The 17,226-nt window shown below is 72.0% G+C and carries 15 protein-coding genes, 1 tRNA gene and 1 pseudogene; 6 read left to right on the forward strand and 11 right to left on the reverse strand.

Annotated elements, in window-relative coordinates; genetic code table 11:
• Positions 1-658, forward strand: a 658-nt coding sequence (locus AB0K09_RS16045) for a response regulator transcription factor (RefSeq protein ID WP_366065979.1), incomplete at its 5' end; no start/stop codon positions are given.
• Here the strand turns inward: AB0K09_RS16045 and AB0K09_RS16050 are convergent.
• On the reverse strand, positions 617-1,114 hold the full coding sequence (locus AB0K09_RS16050; RefSeq protein ID WP_366065980.1) for a MarR family transcriptional regulator: 498 nt from the start codon (positions 1,112-1,114) through the stop codon (positions 617-619). The genes AB0K09_RS16045 and AB0K09_RS16050 overlap by 42 nt on opposite strands.
• Before the next feature lie 97 nt (positions 1,115-1,211).
• Between AB0K09_RS16050 and AB0K09_RS16055 the strand changes: the two genes are divergently transcribed.
• Positions 1,212-2,006, forward strand: coding sequence for a trans-aconitate 2-methyltransferase (locus AB0K09_RS16055; protein WP_366065981.1), 795 nt, complete (start codon positions 1,212-1,214; stop codon positions 2,004-2,006).
• Between the two features lie 433 nt (positions 2,007-2,439).
• Here the strand turns inward: AB0K09_RS16055 and AB0K09_RS16060 are convergent, their stop codons facing one another.
• The gene (locus AB0K09_RS16060; protein WP_366065982.1) at positions 2,440-3,147 is read right to left on the reverse strand and encodes a TetR/AcrR family transcriptional regulator; all 708 of its coding nucleotides are present in this window, start codon (positions 3,145-3,147) and stop codon (positions 2,440-2,442) included.
• The gene (locus tag AB0K09_RS16065) at positions 3,144-4,148 is read right to left on the reverse strand and encodes a fatty acid desaturase (protein ID WP_366065983.1); all 1,005 of its coding nucleotides are present in this window, start codon (positions 4,146-4,148) and stop codon (positions 3,144-3,146) included. The genes AB0K09_RS16060 and AB0K09_RS16065 overlap by 4 nt, the downstream gene beginning before the upstream one ends.
• Before the next feature lie 205 nt (positions 4,149-4,353).
• Between AB0K09_RS16065 and ppc the strand changes: the two genes are divergently transcribed.
• A complete protein-coding gene (ppc, locus tag AB0K09_RS16070; protein WP_366065984.1) occupies positions 4,354-7,077 on the forward strand; it encodes a phosphoenolpyruvate carboxylase in 2,724 nt (907 codons plus the stop codon).
• A 79-nt stretch (positions 7,078-7,156) separates the two neighbouring features.
• Here ppc and pth read toward each other — a convergent pair whose 3' ends face one another.
• From pth to AB0K09_RS16100, 6 genes are all read right to left on the reverse strand, one after another.
• Positions 7,157-7,747, reverse strand: a complete 591-nt coding sequence (gene pth / locus AB0K09_RS16075; RefSeq protein WP_366065985.1) for an aminoacyl-tRNA hydrolase — start codon at positions 7,745-7,747, stop codon at positions 7,157-7,159.
• A gap of 104 nt (positions 7,748-7,851) precedes the next feature.
• A complete protein-coding gene (locus AB0K09_RS16080) occupies positions 7,852-8,427 on the reverse strand; it encodes a 50S ribosomal protein L25/general stress protein Ctc (protein WP_366065986.1) in 576 nt (191 codons plus the stop codon).
• A 200-nt stretch (positions 8,428-8,627) separates the two neighbouring features.
• The gene (locus AB0K09_RS16085; RefSeq protein WP_366065987.1) at positions 8,628-9,605 is read right to left on the reverse strand and encodes a ribose-phosphate diphosphokinase; all 978 of its coding nucleotides are present in this window, start codon (positions 9,603-9,605) and stop codon (positions 8,628-8,630) included.
• A gap of 73 nt (positions 9,606-9,678) precedes the next feature.
• On the reverse strand, positions 9,679-11,136 hold the full coding sequence (gene glmU, locus AB0K09_RS16090) for a bifunctional UDP-N-acetylglucosamine diphosphorylase/glucosamine-1-phosphate N-acetyltransferase GlmU (protein ID WP_366065988.1): 1,458 nt from the start codon (positions 11,134-11,136) through the stop codon (positions 9,679-9,681).
• Positions 11,137-11,250: 114 nt separating this feature from the next.
• Positions 11,251-11,322 (reverse strand) — tRNA-Gln (locus tag AB0K09_RS16095).
• 11 nt (positions 11,323-11,333) lie between these two features.
• Positions 11,334-12,023, reverse strand: coding sequence for a hypothetical protein (locus AB0K09_RS16100; protein WP_366065989.1), 690 nt, complete (start codon positions 12,021-12,023; stop codon positions 11,334-11,336).
• A gap of 155 nt (positions 12,024-12,178) precedes the next feature.
• Here AB0K09_RS16100 and AB0K09_RS16105 point away from each other — a divergent pair, with 155 nt between their 5' ends.
• Entirely contained in the window at positions 12,179-13,510 is a 1,332-nt protein-coding gene (locus AB0K09_RS16105; protein ID WP_366065990.1) for a histidine kinase, read from the forward strand.
• A 315-nt stretch (positions 13,511-13,825) separates the two neighbouring features.
• On the opposite strand, the gene AB0K09_RS16110 is transcribed toward AB0K09_RS16105, so the two are convergent.
• Together AB0K09_RS16110 and AB0K09_RS16115 are read right to left on the reverse strand one after the other, a co-directional pair.
• Complete coding sequence (locus tag AB0K09_RS16110; RefSeq protein ID WP_366065991.1) at positions 13,826-14,332, reverse strand: SUKH-3 domain-containing protein; 507 nt, start codon at positions 14,330-14,332, stop codon at positions 13,826-13,828.
• A 10-nt stretch (positions 14,333-14,342) separates the two neighbouring features.
• The gene (locus AB0K09_RS16115; RefSeq protein ID WP_366065992.1) at positions 14,343-14,873 is read right to left on the reverse strand and encodes a YwqJ-related putative deaminase; all 531 of its coding nucleotides are present in this window, start codon (positions 14,871-14,873) and stop codon (positions 14,343-14,345) included.
• 318 nt (positions 14,874-15,191) lie between these two features.
• Here AB0K09_RS16115 and AB0K09_RS16120 point away from each other — a divergent pair, with 318 nt between their 5' ends.
• The gene (locus AB0K09_RS16120; protein WP_366065993.1) at positions 15,192-16,172 is read left to right on the forward strand and encodes an HNH endonuclease; all 981 of its coding nucleotides are present in this window, start codon (positions 15,192-15,194) and stop codon (positions 16,170-16,172) included.
• A 7-nt stretch (positions 16,173-16,179) separates the two neighbouring features.
• A pseudogene (locus AB0K09_RS16125) lies at positions 16,180-17,226 on the forward strand (hypothetical protein); the annotation flags it as partial.

Below are 17,226 nucleotides of genomic sequence, written 5' to 3' on the forward strand. Positions count from 1 at the left end.
GATCGACGCCCACCTCGGCGCGACCGGCGGCGACGGCCCGCACGGGCCGGTCGGGCCCGTCGGGGCGGGCGCCATGGGCGGGCCGGGCGGGCCCGCGCCGCTGCGCGGCCCGGGTCAGGACGGCCCGGCCGCCGGCGACGTGGTCGACGGCATCTCGCTGGTGGCCGGTGTGCGCACGGGCCATCCAGGGGTGAGGACGGTCGTGCTGGCCGAGCGCGACGACCCGCGCCGGGCCGCCGCCGCACTGCAGGCCGGGGCCGGCGGCTGGGTGGCCAAGGACTGCTCGCTCTCCAGGCTCCTCGCGGTGATACGGGGCGTGCTGCGGGACGAGACGCATCTGCCGCCCGCCCTGCTGACGGGCGTGCTCCGCGAGCTGACGGCCGCGCGCAAGCACCGCACCGAGAGCGAGCGGCTGGTGGAGTCGCTGACCCCGCGCGAGCGCGAGGTGCTGCGCTGCATGGTGGCCGGGCTGGGCCGCAAGGCGGTCGCCGAGCGGCTCTTCCTCTCCCCGCACACGGTGCGCACCCATATGCAGAACGTCCTGGGCAAGCTCGGCGTGCACTCCACGCTCGCCGCGGTGGCGCTGGCCCGGCGGGCCGGCGTGGGTCCGGTGGACCTAGCCGGGGATGTTGTCGAACGGGGCGGTCAACTCGCGTAGCAGCGAGGCCAGTTCGCGACGCTGCTCGGGGGAGAGCTCGCCGAGGATCGCGCGCTCCTGCGCGAGCAGCCCGGCCAGGGCCTCGTCGGCCCGGTTCCGCCCCTCGGGCGTGAGCCGTACGAGCACGCCGCGCCGGTCGTTGGGGTCGGGCTCGCGCTGGACCAGGCCGCGCTTGGCGAGCCGGTCGATGCGGTTCGTCATGGTGCCGGAGGTGACCAGGGTCTGTGTCAGCAGCTGCCCGGGGGAGAGCTGGTAGGGCGCCCCGGCCCGGCGCAGGGAGGTCAGGACGTCGAACTCCCAGGGCTCCAGCTGGTGCTCCGCGAAGGCGATGCGCCGCGCCCGGTCGAGGTGGCGGGCCAGCCTGCTGACCCGGCTGAGCACCTCGAGTGGTTCCACGTCGAGATCGGGGCGCTCTCGGCGCCACGCCGCGACCAGCCGATCGACCTCGTCCTCCATGGGGACAGTGTAGTTGGTCTGTCGACATGAAGTCTCTTGACGTCGAGAGACTTGGGTGGAGATCCTGGGGACAGCTCGCACAGGGAGGCTTCACGCCATGCCGCGCTGGGACCCACGCCAATACCTCCGCCACGCCGACCACCGCACCCGGCCCTTCACGGACCTCCTCGCCCGCGTCCCCGCCCTGCCCGCGCGGGGCCGCCCCGCCCGCATCGCCGACCTGGGCTGCGGCCCAGGCAACGCCACCGCGCTCCTCGCCGACCGCTGGCCCGGCGCGTACATCACGGGCCTCGACAACTCCGCCGACATGCTCCGCGAGGCGGCCGCCCTCGCCGGGCCGGCCCCCGGCGGCGGCCGGCTCGACTTCGCCCACGCCGATCTGGCGGACTGGGTGCCGGACGAGCCCTACGACCTCATCGTCTCCAACGCGGCGCTCCAGTGGGTTCCCGGCCACGCCGCCGCCTTCGCGGCCTGGACAAGGGGCCTGGTGCCCGGCGGCGTCCTCGCCTTCCAGGTCCCCGGCAACGGCGACGCCCCCAGCCACACGCTGCTGCGCGAGCTGTGCGCCGAGCGCCTCGGCCCTGCGGGCCGCCGCACGAACGAGGTCCTGGCCCCCGCCGAGTACCTGGCCGGCCTGACCGCGCTGGGCTGCGCGGTGGACGCCTGGGAGACGACGTACGTGCAGGTACTCCCGGGCGAGGACCCGGTCCTCGACTGGATGAAGGGCACCACCCTCCGCCCGGTCCTCACGGCCCTGGCCGACGACCCGGCGGCGACGGAGGAATTCCTCACCACCTACGCGGCCCGCCTGCGCACGGCCTACCCGGCCGGCCCGCAGGGCACGGTCTTCCCCTTCCGCCGCGTCTTCGTGGTGGCCACCACGCCGGAGTGAATCGGGCGGGGCTGGAAGGGGCGTCCACCCCTTCTTCTCCGCCGCGACGGCGATCGCCACCGCGGCGCGGCCCGGCGGTGCCGGACCGGCCGCAAGGGCCGTGTGGTGCCCCGGATGCCGGGCGGGGCTGGAAGGGGCGTCCACCCCTTCTTCTCCGCCGCGACGGCGATCGCCACCGTGGCGCGGCCCGGCGGTGCCGGACCGGCCGCAAGGGCCGTGTGGTGCCCCGGATGCCGGCCGCAGCGCTCGGTACCGCCGGGCTCCGCCGTCGCGGCGGGAAGAAGGGTGCGTGCCGCACCCTTCACCCGTACCGAACCCGGCCGCAAGGGGGGCGGTGCCCCGGATGCCGGCCGCAGCGCTCGGTACTGCCGGGCTCCGCCGTCGCGGACGGGTGAAGGGTGCGTGCCGCGCCCTTCACCCCTGCGACCGTCCGTCAGGACTTGCGGTGCCCTATCAGGCGCGGCTTCGGCTCCAGGCCGTCCAGGCCGTGCCAGGCCAGATTGACCAGGTGCGCCGCCACCTCCGCCTTGCGGGGCTTGCGGACGTCCAGCCACCACTGGCCCGTCAGGGCCACCATGCCGACCAGCGCCTGGGCGTAGAGGGGGGCGAGCTTCGGGTCGAAGCCGCGGGCCTTGAACTCCAGGCCCAGGATGTCCTCGACCTGGGTCGCGATGTCGCTGATGAGCGAGGCGAAGGTGCCCGTCGACTGGGCGACGGGCGAGTCGCGGACGAGGATCCGGAAGCCGTCCGTATACGTCTCGATGTAGTCGAGCAGCGCGAACGCCGCCTGCTCCAGCAGCTCACGGGGGTGGCCCGCGGTCAGGGCGCCGGTGACCATGTCGAGCAGCTGCCGCATCTCCCGGTCGACCACGACCGCGTACAGCCCCTCCTTGCCGCCGAAGTGCTCGTACACCACCGGCTTGGAGACCCCGGCCTTGGCCGCGATCTCCTCCACCGACGTGCCCTCGAAACCGCGCTCGGCGAAGAGCGTGCGACCGACGTCCAGCAGCTGCTCCCGGCGCTCCGCGCCCGTCATCCGCACCCGGCGGGTGCGCCGGGGGGCGCGGCCCGCAGCCGGGCCGCCCTTGTCGTCGGAGGGGCTGGGAAAGGTGTTGCCGTCGATCGCCACGCTGTCAATCATGCCGCCTGAGCGGCGGCTTCCTTCCGCTGGGAGTCGTCCCCGGACGCCCGCCGGGAGGCGATGCGGTCCGTACTCGGCCAGCGCACGTCGTACGCCCAGCCGGCCTTCTCGAACCAGCGGATGATACGGGCGCTGGAGTCGAGCTGCCCCCGCAGCACCCCGTGCCGGGCCGAGGTCGGGTCGGCGTGGTGCAGGTTGTGCCAGGACTCGCCGCAGGAGAGGACGGCCAGCCACCACACGTTGCCCGAGCGGTCGCGCGACTTGAACGGCCGCTTGCCGACCGCGTGACAGATCGAGTTGATCGACCACGTCACGTGGTGCAGCAGCGCCACCCGTACCAGCGAACCCCAGAAGAACGCCGTTGCCGCACCCCACCACGACATCGTCGCCAGACCGCCGACCAGCGGCGGGATCAGCAGCGAGACGCTCGTCCACAGCACGAACTGACGGGAGACCGCGCGCAGCGCCGGGTCCTTGATCAGGTCGGGGGCGTACTTGTGCTGCGGCGTCTGCTCCTCGTCGAACATCCACCCGACGTGGGCCCACCACAGGCCCTTCATCAGCGCGGGCACACTCTCCCCGTACCGCCAGGGCGAGTGCGGGTCGCCCTCGGCGTCCGAGAACTTGTGGTGCCTGCGGTGGTCCGCCACCCAGCGCACCAGCGGGCCCTCCACGGCCAGCGACCCCATGATCGCCAGCGCGATCCGCAGCGGCCGCTTGGCCTTGAACGAACCGTGCGTGAAGTAGCGGTGGAAGCCGATCGTGATGCCGTGGCAGCCGATGTAGTACATGACCACCAGCAGCCCCAGATCAAGCCAGCTCACCCCCCAGCCCCAGGCCAGCGGGACGGCGGCGAGCAGCGCGATGAACGGAACGGTGATGAACAGCAGCAGCGTGATCTGTTCGACCGATCGCTTGCTGTCTCCCCCCAGGGTCGCGGAGGGGAGCTGGCTTTCCTGGGCCTTCGGCGCGTCTTCGATCACGTCGGGGCTTGCAGTCATGGGTTCCCTCATGGGGCTCGGAGCACGGCTACGGTTCCGTAACCTACGGAATCGTAAGTATGGCAGGCGGTGCGGTGGGAGCAAGAGGGTCGCCGGACAACACGCGCGTCGGGCGCCCCGGCGCGGGAGACCTATGCTGGTGCCGTCGGACAGCGCGGTCCGCCACCCCTCCAGACGTGCTCGTACCATCCGAGGAGCCGCACCTGTGAGCAGTGCCGACCACACCAACGCCGCCCTTCGCGCCGACATCCGCCGCCTCGGGGAACTCCTGGGCGAGACCCTGGTCCGCCAGGAGGGTGAAGACCTCCTGGAACTCGTCGAACGGGTGCGCGCCCTGACCCGCACCGACGGCGAGGCGGCCGCGGCGCTGCTGGGCGAGACGGACCTGGAGACCGCCGCCAAGCTGGTGCGCGCCTTCTCGACCTACTTCCATCTGGCGAACGTCACCGAACAGGTCCACCGCGGCCGCGAGCTGCGCGCCCGGCGCGAGGCCGAGGGCTCGATCCTCGCCCGCACCGCCGACCAGCTCAAGGACGCCGACCCCGAGCACCTGCGGAAGACCATCGCCAACCTGGGCGTACGCCCCGTCTTCACCGCCCACCCCACCGAGGCCGCCCGCCGCAGCGTGCTCAACAAGCTGCGTCGCATCGCCGAGCTGCTGGAGACCCTGGCCGCCGGCACCGGCGACCGCCGCCGCACCGACCTGCGCCTCGCCGAGAACATCGACCTGCTCTGGCAGACCGACGAACTGCGCGTCGCCCGCCCCGAGCCCACCGACGAGGCCCGCAACGCCATCTACTACCTCGATGAGCTCCACGCGCGCGCCGTCGGCGACGTCCTGGAGGACCTGGAGGCCGAGCTGGAGCGGGTCGGCGTCCCCCTGCCCGCCGGCACCCGGCCGCTGACCTTCGGCACCTGGATCGGCGGCGACCGCGACGGCAACCCCAACGTCACCCCCCAGGTCACCTGGGACGTCCTGATCCTCCAGCACGAGCACGGCATCACCGACGCACTGGAGGTCGTCGACCAGCTGCGCGGCGCCCTCTCCAACTCCATCCGCAACAGCGGCGCCACCGAGGAACTGCTCACCTCGCTCCAGCGCGACATAGAGCTGCTCCCCGAGATCAGCCCCCGCTACAAGCGGCTCAACGCCGAGGAGCCCTACCGGCTCAAGGCCACCTGCATCCGCCAGAAGCTCGTCAACACCCGCGAGCGCCTCGCCCGCAACACCCCGCACGAGGAAGGCCGCGACTACCTCGGCACCGGCGAGCTCCTCACCGACCTCCAGCTCATCCAGGACTCCCTCCGCGCCCACCGCGGCGAACTGATCGCCAACGGCCGCCTGGAGCGCGCCATCCGCACCCTGGGCGCCCTCGGACTGCACCTGGCGACCATGGACGTCCGCGAGCACGCCGACGCCCACCACCACGCCCTCGGCCAGCTCTTCGACCGCCTCGGCGAGGAATCCTGGCGCTACGCCGACATGCCGCGCGACTACCGCCGCCGGCTGCTCGCCAAGGAACTGCGCTCCCGCCGCCCCCTGGCACCCGCCCCCGCCCCGCTCGACGAGGCCGGCCGCAAGACCCTCGGCGTCTTCACCACCGTCCGCGAGGCCCTGGAGCGCTTCGGCCCCGAGGTCGTCGAGTCCTACATCATCTCCATGTGCCAGGGCGCCGACGACGTCTTCGCCGCCGCCGTCCTCGCCCGCGAGGCCGGCCTCGTCGACCTGCACGCCGGCTGGGCCCGCATCGGCATCGTCCCGCTGCTGGAGACCACCGACGAGCTCAAGGAAGCCGACCGCATCCTCGACGACATGCTCGCCGACCCCTCCTACCGGCGCCTCGTCGCCCTGCGCGGCGACGTCCAGGAGGTCATGCTCGGCTACTCCGACTCCTCCAAGTTCGGCGGCATCACCACCTCCCAGTGGGAGATCCACCGCGCCCAGCGCCGGCTGCGCGACGTCGCCCACCGCTACGGCGTACGGCTCCGCCTCTTCCACGGCCGCGGCGGCACCGTCGGCCGCGGCGGCGGCCCCACCCACGACGCGATCCTCGCCCAGCCCTGGGGCACCCTCGAAGGCGAGATCAAGGTCACCGAGCAGGGCGAGGTCATCTCCGACAAGTACCTCATCCCGGCCCTCGCCCGCGAGAACCTGGAACTCACCGTCGCCGCCACCCTCCAGGCGTCCGCCCTGCACACCGCGCCGCGCCAGTCCGACGAGGCGCTCGCCCGCTGGGACGCCGCCATGGACACCGTCTCCGACGCGGCCCACGCCGCCTACCGGCGCCTGGTCGAGGACCCCGACCTGCCCGCCTACTTCTTCGCCTCGACCCCCGTCGACCAGCTCGCCGAGCTCCACCTAGGCTCCCGCCCCTCCCGCCGCCCCGACTCCGGCGCCGGCCTCGACGGCCTGCGGGCCATCCCCTGGGTCTTCGGCTGGACCCAGTCACGCCAGATCGTCCCCGGCTGGTACGGCGTCGGCTCCGGCCTCCAGGCCGCCCGCGAGGCCGGCCTGGACACCGTCCTGGAAGAGATGCACGAGCACTGGCACTTCTTCCAGAACTTCCTCTCCAACGTGGAGATGACCCTCGCCAAGACCGACCTGCGCATCGCCGCCCACTACGTCGACACCCTCGTCCCCGACGAGCTCAAGCACGTCTTCGACGTCATCCGCACCGAACACGAGCTCACCGTGGCCGAGGTCCTGCGCATCACCGGCGAGAAGGAACTGCTCGACGCCAGCCCCGTACTGAGCCAGACCTTCCACATCCGCGACGCCTACCTGGACCCGATCTCCTACCTCCAGGTCACCCTCCTGCACCGCCAGCGCGAAGCCGCCCGCCGCGGCGAGGAACCCGACCCGCTGCTGGCCCGGGCCCTCCTGCTCACCGTCAACGGCGTGGCGGCCGGCCTGCGCAACACGGGCTGACCTGCGGTCGGCTCCTGGACGACACGGGTGGGGCCCGCGCCGAACGGCGCGGGCCCCACCCGTGTCACGCGTCTCGCGCTCAGCTGTTGTACGTGCTCTGCGCCCGCTCCAGGCCCTCGGTGACAAGCGCCTCGACCGCGTCCGCCGCCCGGTCCACCTGGTAGTCGAGCTCCTTGCGCTCCACCGTCGAGAAGTCCTTCAGGACGAAATCCGCCACCTGCATCCGGCCCGGCGGCCGGCCGATGCCGAAGCGGACGCGGTGGTACTCCGCGCCCAGCGACTTCGTGATGGACTTCAGACCGTTGTGGCCGTTGTCCCCGCCGCCCAGCTTCAGACGCAGCGTGCCGTAGTCGATGTCCAGCTCGTCGTGGACGACGACGATCCGATCGACCGGCACCTTGTAGAAGTCGCGCAGGGCGGTCACCGGACCGCCCGAGAGGTTCATGAACGACATCGGCTTCGCGACCACCACACGGCGGCTCGACGGCCCCGGGGCACCCAGGCGGCCCTCGACGACCTGGGCCCGCGCCTTGTGCGCCTTGAACTTCGCCCGCATACGGTCCGCGAGCAGGTCCGCGACCATGAAGCCCACGTTGTGGCGATTGCCCGCGTACTCGGATCCGGGGTTGCCCAGACCCACGATCAGCCAGGGGCTCGAGTCGTCCGTCATCTGCATGTCTCCTTCATAGCCCCTTCGTAGCCCCTTCATAGCCGACCGCCGCCCCGCTCCGGGGGGAGCGGGACGGCGGTCGAAAGGAAAAAGCCGGGCCGGGATCAGGCCTCGGCACCCTCGGTGGCCTCGGCGACCGGGGCGTCACCGGCGACGACGTGCAGCACGACGGCCTCGGCGTCAACGGCGAGCGCGACACCGGCCGGCAGGACGATGTCCTTCGCCAGCACGGAGGCACCGGCCTCCAGGCCCGCGACGGAGACGGTGACGGCCTCGGGGATGTGGGTGGCCTCGGCCTCGACCGGCAGAGCGGTCAGGGTGTGCTCGAGCAGGTTGCCGCCCGGGGCCAGCTCGCCCTCGGTGTGGACCGGAACCTCGACGGTGACCTTCTCGCCACGCTTGACGACCAGCAGGTCGACGTGGACCAGGAAGCCCTTCAGCGGGTCACGCTGGACCTGCTTGGGGATGACCAGCTCGTTGCGGCCCTCGATGTCCACGGAGAGCAGGACGTTGGGGGTCTTGAGCGCCATCATCAGGTCGTGGCCCGGCAGGGTCACGTGCAGCGCCTCGGAGCCGTGGCCGTAGACGACGGCGGGAACGCGGCCGGCGGCGCGGGTACGGCGGGCGAAGCCCTTGCCGAACTCGGTGCGGACCTGGGCGGGAATCTTGACCTCGGACACGGGGCACTCCTCGTAGTCGATTGCGATCTGGCGGCCGTTACCCGGCCCACGACAGACCTGCTACGAAGAGCGCGTCGATAACGGACCGCCGCACACCCCAGAAAAGGGTGCGGCCTCCCTCGCCGAGCAACTCGCTGAGTGTACCCGGCGGGGAGGCCGCCCCAAAATCGATCAATATGACCGGGAGGTCACCGTGGTCGTCAGGCCTGCTCGTCGAAGAGGCTCGTCACCGAACCGTCCTCGAACACCTCACGCACCGCACGCGCGATCGTCGGCGCGATCGACAGCACCGTGATCTTGTCGAGCTCCAGCTCGTTCGGCGTCGGCAGCGTGTTCGTGAACACGAACTCGCTCACCTTCGAGTTCTTCAGCCGGTCGGCGGCCGGACCCGACAGCACACCGTGCGTCGCGGTCACGATGACGTCCGCGGCACCGTGGGCGAACAGCGCGTCCGCCGCGGCGCAGATCGTGCCACCGGTGTCGATCATGTCGTCGACCAGGACGCAGACCCGGCCCTTCACGTCACCGACCACCTCGTGCACGGTGACCTGGTTGGCGACATCCTTGTCACGGCGCTTGTGGACGATCGCCAGCGGCGCACCCAGACGGTCGCACCAGCGGTCGGCCACCCGCACACGACCCGCGTCCGGCGAGACGACCGTCAGCTTGTCGCGGTCGACCTTGGCACCCACGTAGTCCGCGAGGATCGGCAGCGCGAACAGGTGGTCCACCGGCCCGTCGAAGAAGCCCTGGATCTGGTCGGTGTGCAGGTCGACCGTCAGGATGCGGTCCGCACCCGCCGTCTTCATCAGATCCGCGATGAGACGGGCGGAGATCGGCTCACGGCCGCGGTGCTTCTTGTCCTGACGGGCGTAGCCGTAGAACGGCAGGATCACGGTGATGCTCCGGGCCGAGGCCCGCTTCAGAGCATCGATCATGATCAGCTGCTCCATCACCCACTTGTTGATCGGAGCCGTGTGGCTCTGCATCAGGAAGCAGTCCGCGCCACGCGCGGACTCCTGGAAGCGGACGTAGATCTCACCGTTCGCGAAGTCGAAGGCCTTGGTCGGGACCAGGCCGACGCCCAGCTGGTGCGCGACCTCCTCGGCAAGCTCGGGGTGGGCGCGGCCGGAGAAGAGCATCAGCTTCTTCTCGCCGGTCGTCTTGATCCCGGTCACAGCACAGTCTCCTTGGATGTCGCTTTGTGTGCGCTTATCACGGTACGCCCCGCAGGGCGTTCCGGTGTCACGGTCACTGCTCGCCCTCGGTGTCGCTGAGAGCGGCGGAGGCGGCCTGCGCGGCCGCGCTCCCGGGGCGCTTGCGCGCCACCCAGCCCTCGATATTCCGCTGCTGACCACGTGCGACGGCCAGCGAACCCGGGGGCACATCCTTGGTGATGACCGAGCCGGCCGCGGTGTACGCGCCGTCCCCGATCGTGACGGGAGCCACAAACATGTTGTCCGAACCCGTACGGCAGTGCGAGCCGATCGTCGTGTGGTGCTTGTTCACCCCGTCGTAGTTCACAAACACCGACGCCGCACCGATGTTGGTGTACTCACCGATCGTCGCATCACCCACGTACGACAGATGCGGCACCTTCGTGCCCTCGCCGATCTCGGCGTTCTTCATCTCGACATACGCACCCGCCTTGGACTTGGCGCCCAGCCGCGTCCCCGGCCGCAGATAGGCGAACGGACCCACCGTCGCCCCCGCACCGATGACCGCCGAGTCGGCGACCGTGTTGCTCACCACGGCACCCTCACCCACGGAGGTGTCCGTCAGCCGCGAGTTCGGCCCCACCTCGGCGCGCGCGGAGACATGCGTGGCGCCCATCAGCTGGGTACCCGGATGGACCAGCGCGTCCGCCTCGAACGTCACCGTCACGTCCACCCACGTCGACGCCGGGTCGACAACCGTCACACCGCTCATCATCGCCGCGTGCAGCAGCCGCTCGTTGAGCAGCCGGCGCGCCTCCGCCAGCTGGACGCGGTTGTTGATCCCCAGGATCTCCCGGTGATCCCCCGCGACGGCCGCACCCACCCGGTGCCCGGCCTCACGCAGAATGCCGAGGACGTCCGTCAGGTACTCCTCGCCCTGGCTGTTGTCCGTACGCACCTTGCCCAGCGCATCCGCCAGCAGCTGCGCGTCGAACGCGAACACCCCGGAGTTGATCTCCCGGATCGCGCGCTGCGCCTCGGTGGCGTCCTTGTGCTCGACGATCGCGGTCACGGCACCGGTCGCCTCGTCGCGCACGATGCGCCCGTAGCCGGTGGAGTCCGGGACCTCGGCGGTCAGCACGGTGACGGCGTTGCCGTCGGCGGCGTGCACGCCGGCGAGCCGCTCGAGGGTCTCGCCGGTCAGCAGCGGGGTGTCGCCGCAGACGACGACCACGGTGCCGTCGAGCCTGATCCCGCTGCCCGAGAGCTCCTCCAGCCCCATGCGCACGGCGTGCCCGGTGCCGTTCTGCTCGTACTGCACGGCGGTGCGGACGCCGGGGTCGATCTCGGCCAGGTGCGCGGCGACCTGCTCGCGGGCGTGGCCGACGATGACGACGAGGTGCTCGGGGTCCAGTTCACGGGCGGCGGCCACGACGTGACCGACGAGAGAGCGGCCGCAGATCGGGTGCAGGACCTTGGGGGTCGCCGACTTCATGCGGGTGCCCTCACCCGCGGCGAGGACGACGACGGCTGCCGGGCGGTTGGCGCTCACGGAGGTGTCCTTTGGCTTCGGGTGGTGGACACTCGAAGGATACCGGTGCGTTTTGAGCATGAAACGCGGGCGGGTCCTGACCTGGGGGTCAGGACCCGAGAATCGAACTTTGAGCTCCCCTGCCAGGGCTCGAACCTGAACTAACAGATCCAAAGTCTGTTGTGCTGCCAATTACACCACAGGGGATGGTGTGCGCGTTATGTCCGATTTTGTTGATCGGTTGCACACGCAGAGAACACTATGCCGCACCACCAGCCCTCGATGCGACGGTACAGGTCAGCGCTGTCGAGAACGTGAACGATGAGGCAGCCGCGGTAGTGCTCGCCGACGTTCTTGCGCACCGTTTTCGCGTTGTGTTTCTTGAGGGTCGTCTTGCCCAGGGCGCCGACTTCGACGCCGACGAGTTCGGCCCAGAAGCGCTCGGCGGCCGCTACGTCCGCGTTCTCGTGAATCATGACGAAGAACCGCAGTCGTTCGCGCTTCACGCCCAGGAGGGCGAGCCAGCGCAAGTACAGGCAGATCATGTCGGGGTCGCTGTTGATGAAGGCGACGCGTTCCCTCGGCCGGTGCGGCTTGCTCTTGGTTCCCTCTGACCAGTAGAGCCCCACCCCCACCAGGAAGAGCTCCCGATCCGTCATCGCCCCGATCTCGCCGGCCGCCTTTTGCCTGGCGTCCAGGCGCTCGGCCTCCCGCGTTGCTCGGTACGGCGCCCACCGGGCCTCCGCAATCTCCCGCATCCGCTCAGCCGTCCTCTGCGGCTTCGGCAGGTCCCGCACCCACAGCGACACCGAGCTCTTCGACACCCCGAGCTCGGTCACGATCTCGTCGTAGCTGCGTCCCGCGACGCGCAGCTCGCGGGCCCGGGCCCGCAGGTCTGGTTTTGCCATGACGCCAGCCTCGCCCCGCACATCAGATGGAAGGGCGTATACCTGAGCGATTCATCAGTTCGAGCGAAATACCCACCTTGTGCATGTACTCGCCTACTCTCCGTGCTGCTCCTCGCACGGGAAATCCGGTGGCGGCCGCCCGTAGGCTGGGTGGTATGACCACAACGGGGGCAATCGCGGGAGCGGGCGCGCGGGGCGCGCCCGCCGGGCCGTGGTGGTGGGCGCGGCGGCGGAGTCTGGTGCTGGATTCGGTGCTGGCCCTGCTGTCGGCGTTCGAGTGCGTGCTGGAGGGGATCGCTTTCGCCCACAAGGTCGGGTTGCCGGCCGTGCTGGGTGGTGTGGCCGGGGTGCCGGCGGGGGCCGTGTTGCTGTTGCGGCGGCGGTGGCCGATCGCGGTGGTGCTGGTCTCGATCGCGATCACTCCGGCCGAGATGGGCCTGCTGCTCGGTGTGGTCGGCCTCTATACGCTCGCCGCTTCCGACGTGCCGCGGCGGATCACGGTGGTGCTGGCCGGGGCGTCCCTGGCCGGGACGCTGATCGTGACGTTCGCGAGTTTCCACCGGGACATGGCGCAGGACGGCTATCACCCTGGGTTCTGGCTGATCCTGGTCTTCTCCGTGGTGATGTCGCTGGGGGTGACGGCTCCGCCGTTGCTGCTCGGCCTGTACGTGGGTGCCAGACGCCGGCTGGTGGAGAGCCTGCGGGAGCGGGCGGACGGTCTGGAGCGGGAGCTGTCGCTGCTGGCCGAGCGTGCGGAGGAGCGCGCGGAGTGGGCGCGGAACGAGGAGCGGACGCGGATCGCGCGTGAGATGCACGACGTGGTGGCGCACCGGGTGTCGCTGATGGTGGTGCACGCGGCGGCGTTGCAGGCGGTCGCGTTGAAGGATCCGGAGAAGGCGTCGCGGAACGCGGCGCTGGTGGGTGACATGGGGCGGCAGGCGCTGACGGAGCTGCGCGAGATGCTCGGTGTGCTGCGCACGGCTTCGGAGGGTGCGGTCTCGGCCCCGGCGGCGGCGCCGGCCGCGCCGCCGGAGCGGTTGGCGGCGGTGGCCGCCGCGGCTTCGGCGCGGTTGTCGGCGTCGGACGGGGACGGTGACGGTCCTCGTCTGGGTCGGCTGGACGATCTGGTGGGTCAGTCGCGGGCGGCCGGGATGGCCGTGGAGCTCATGGTGGAGGGTGAGGAGCGCGCGTACGAGCCGCGCGTGGAGCGGACGGCGTACAGGGTGGTGCAGGAGGCCCTGACGAACGTCCACAAGCACGCCCCGGGTGCGAAGGCGATGGTGCGGCTGGCGCACCGCGAGGCCGAGGTCGCGCTCCAGGTCGAGAACGGCCCGTCGGACGGTGGTCCGGACGCGGGTCTGCCCAGCGGTGGCAACGGCCTTGTCGGCATGCGGGAGCGCGTGACCGCGCTGGGTGGCGTCTTCGTGTCGGGCCCGACGGACGCGGGGGGCTTCCGCGTCTCGGCGGTCATACCGAGCCGGCCCTGAGGTCCGGCGAACACCGGGAGGCGGAGCCCACCGGGGCTGCGCCCCGGCGCCCTTTCCGCCGCCGCGGCGGACCGGAGGCGGGCGGTGCGTCTTGTGCCCGGGCGCGTGTCAGGGGTTGCGGGGATCGTTGATCCCCGCGCTCTTTCCCGCCGCTGCGGTGCTCGGCCGAGGTGGTGACCGTGCTGTCCCGGCCGTGAGGCCGGTCCGGCAGCGGCGTCGTGGCGGGCCGGGGGCGGGCGGTGCGTCTCGTGCCCCCGGTGGAAGCGGGGGCACCTCCGCCGTCGCCGTGGGGTGCGGCGTGCGCGCCGCGGATCCTCAGACCGGGCCGGAGGCCGTGAGGCGGGAGGGGCGGAGCCCCAGGACGAGGGCGCCGATCGCGTGGTCGATGTGGGAGCCGAGGTACCAGTCGCCCGTGTGGTCGAGGCTGTAGACGCGGCCGTGGGCGTCGACGGCGAGAAGTGCCTGTGTGTCGATCTCGCGGCCCAGCGGGCAGACCTCCGCGCCGAGGGCGCGGCCGAGGTCGGCGAGGGTGCGGGCGAGGTGGAGGCCGTGCAGGGGGTCGATCTCGAAGGGGGTGGGGGCGATGTGCCGGCCCGGTCCCGGGGCGGTGATGGTGAGGCCGCCGAACTCGGCCCACGCCTCGACGGCGGCGGGGAATACGGCGTGGCGGTGCCCGGCGGGTGAGACGTGGGCGCGGAGGGCGTCGGCCCAGCCCTCGGCGGCCTTGATGTCCCAGCGGCCGGGCTGCCAGCCGGCTTCGCGCAGGGCGGCGTCGACGGCGACGGGGAAGCGGGTGGCTGCGGTGCGGTCGAATGCGCGCATCGGCGGTCGGTCAGCTCCTGCCGTTGGTCGGGGCGGCGGGGTCGACGGTGCGTACGCCGAAGTGGGCCAGCAGTTCGGTGCAGGACCGGCAGGGCGGTGCGTAGGTGCCGTGGTGGGGGTCGCCGTCCTCGCGGATGTGACGGGCTGTCAGTTTGGCGTGCTTGAGGGCGCGCCGGGCCTCGCCGTGGGTGAGGGGTTTGCGGGCGGCGCGTTTGCTGCGGCCGGCTTCGAAGCCGGTGAGGAAGCGGGTGAGGAGGACCGCTTCGGAGCAGCGTCCGGTGAAGCGTTCGCGCCGGTCGCTGGTGAGGGTGTCCAGGAAGTCCTGGACGAGAGGGTGCAGCCGGGGCGGCTGGTCGGCCTTGCCGGCCGTGCAGGTGAGGGTCTCGCCGCGGACGGAGAGCGCGGCGGCGACGGCGGGCAGGATGCCGTCGCGGCGGTGGAGGAGCGCGGGTGGTCTGTCGGCGTCCTCGGTGGAGCTCCAGGTGAGGCGGGGATCGCCGGGCGTCGAGCCCTCGGTCGTGCGGTCCCGTGTCGTGTGCATGGTCGTACTTCCCTCCCGTGCAATCCCCCTGTTGCGGGGTTCAGCCTGCCAAATGGGATGGCGGGTGTGGAAGGCAGGTCGGTGTTGCGTGCGCCTGGTGCGCCGGGTGAACGCTGTGGTGACGCCGGTTGTACGGGAGGCGGTGGTGTACCGGCGCGCGGGGCGCGTGGTGGGGCGCGCACCCGGCGCGCGCGGTTCCGGACGCTGTGCGTTAGCACAAGATCGTAAAGAAGTGACGGAGGCTGGGCCGGAGGCCCGTCTTGCGTCACCGCATAGGCTGTCGGTCACCAGCACATCAGTCAGCAGGGGGCAACCGCCATGACGACAGGTCGGCTCGGGCAGGAGGCTGCCGCGCCGCCGAACGCGGCCTACGCCGGGCAGGTCGTGCACTTTCCGGACCCGGTACGGCGCGGCCGTTACCCCAAGGGCGTGCGCGTGGACGAGAACGGGTTCCCCGATTTCTCGCCGTACGCGCGTGCGGCCGCGGAGATCGCCGAGCCGCCGGAGGGGTTCGGTGTCGACGAGTTGCGGCTGACCGACTACGTGTCGGCGAACGCCGCGCTGTTCGCGGCCGGCCACGAGTTGTGGGCGAGTCTGCCGGCGGTGGCGACGCCGCACGGCTGGACCTGGCACCACGTGGCCCGTACCCGGCGGCTGGAGCTGATTCCGGCCGAGGTCAAGGCGTTGCTGCGGCATCACGGCGGTCTGGCGACCGCCGAGGTGGACCAGGAGAAGCGGGGCACGCGCCCGTTGCAGGAGACCCGTCCGGTGCACTTCGCGCTGCCGCAGCGGGATCTGGCGGTGACGGAGCAGCAGGTTCAGGGCGTGGAGGAGGACCTGGGGTACCGGCTTCCGGGCGCCTACCGCGCGTTCCTCAAGGCGGCCGGCGGCTGCGCCCCCGTGGGCGCGGCGCTGGACGCGGAGCTCGGTCTGCTGCTGGACCAGCCCTTCTTCACGGTGCGCGACGAGGCGGCGGTCAACGATCTCGTGTACGTCAACAAGTGTCTGCGCGACCACTTCACCAAGGACTACCTGGGTGTGTGCTTCGTGCAGGGCGGTGTGCTGGCGGTGAAGGTGAAGGGCGAGGCGATCGGTTCGGTCTGGCTCTGCCCGTACGACGACGCCCGGGACCGGGACGGCTGGTCGGTGGCCGAGCGGACCGAGCGGCTGCTGCTGCCGTGCGGCGAGGACTTCGACGACTTCCTGTCCCGTCTGGCGGGTGGCCCGCCGGAGCTGGAGACGGTGGCGAACCTGATGGTGGACGGCGGCTTCGCGCACGCCGTCCCGGTGGAGGGATGAGCGCGCGATGGTGACGTTCGCGCAGGCGCAGGAGCGCGCGGAACGCTGGGTCAACGGTGACGTGCCGGCCTATCTCCACCGGGAGGTGCGGGTCCGGGAGTTCGACCTGGGCTTCGTGGTGTGGGCCGAGGACCGCGAGGGCGGTCCGAGGAGCGACGGCGGTGCGGCCCGTCTGGTGATCGCCCGCGACAGCGGCGAGACGACGCTGTGGCCGGGCCTCCCGGTGGGCGAGGTGATCCGCCGGTACGAGGAGGAGTACGGCGCGGCGGAGGAGCCGGCCCCGCCGGCGGACGAGCGGCCGGGCCGCATCGACCTCAACGCGACGTCGTTCCTGCTCAGTCCTCCGGAGTGGTTGCAGGAGGCGGCGGACGCGATGGGCATCCCGGACCGCCGGACGCCTGCGGCGGGCCCGGGCGCGGATTCCTCTGCGCCGGAGCGGCAGACCGCGTCCACGCGGTCCGCGGCGGCCGAGCCGTCCGCTGACGCGGCGTCGGCCGGGCACTCCGTGCCCGGGCCGGCTGCGGGTGTGCCGTCGGCGGAGTCGCCCGAGGCGGCCGAGCCCGTGGCAGGCGCGGCCCTTTCCCTGGGCAAGGCGTCTGCTGACGCGGCGTCGGCGGGGCGTTCCGCGCCTGAGCCCGAGGCTGTTCGACCCGGCGCGCAGGCGCCGGGCTCGGCGGACGAGCCGGCGGCGGACGAGCCGGCTGCGGACAAGGGCGTGTCCACGCCCGAGGCGCCGGTCGACTCCGCGCGGCCCGGGGCGGAGGCGCGTGTGTCCTCGTCCGAGCCGGCCGAGGGCGTTCCGGCGGGGGCGTCCGCGCCCGAGGCGCCGGTCGACCCCGCGTGGCCCGCCGCGGACGCGGCTCGGTCCGTGTCCGAGCCGCCTGCGCGTGTGCCTTCCGCCGAAGCGTCCGACGCCGCCTGGTCGGTGGCGGGCGCGGCGTCCGCCGACGCGGCGTGGCCCGAGGCGGGCGCGGACGTGAGCGAGGATCAGGACGACGCCGACGAGCACTCCGTCGGCCTGCCCGCCACGGTGCTGGCCCCGGCCCTCTCCGGC

Origin of the sequence: Streptomyces sp. NPDC049577 (assembly GCF_040675635.1) — a bacterium.
GTDB lineage: Bacteria > Actinomycetota > Actinomycetes > Streptomycetales > Streptomycetaceae > Streptomyces.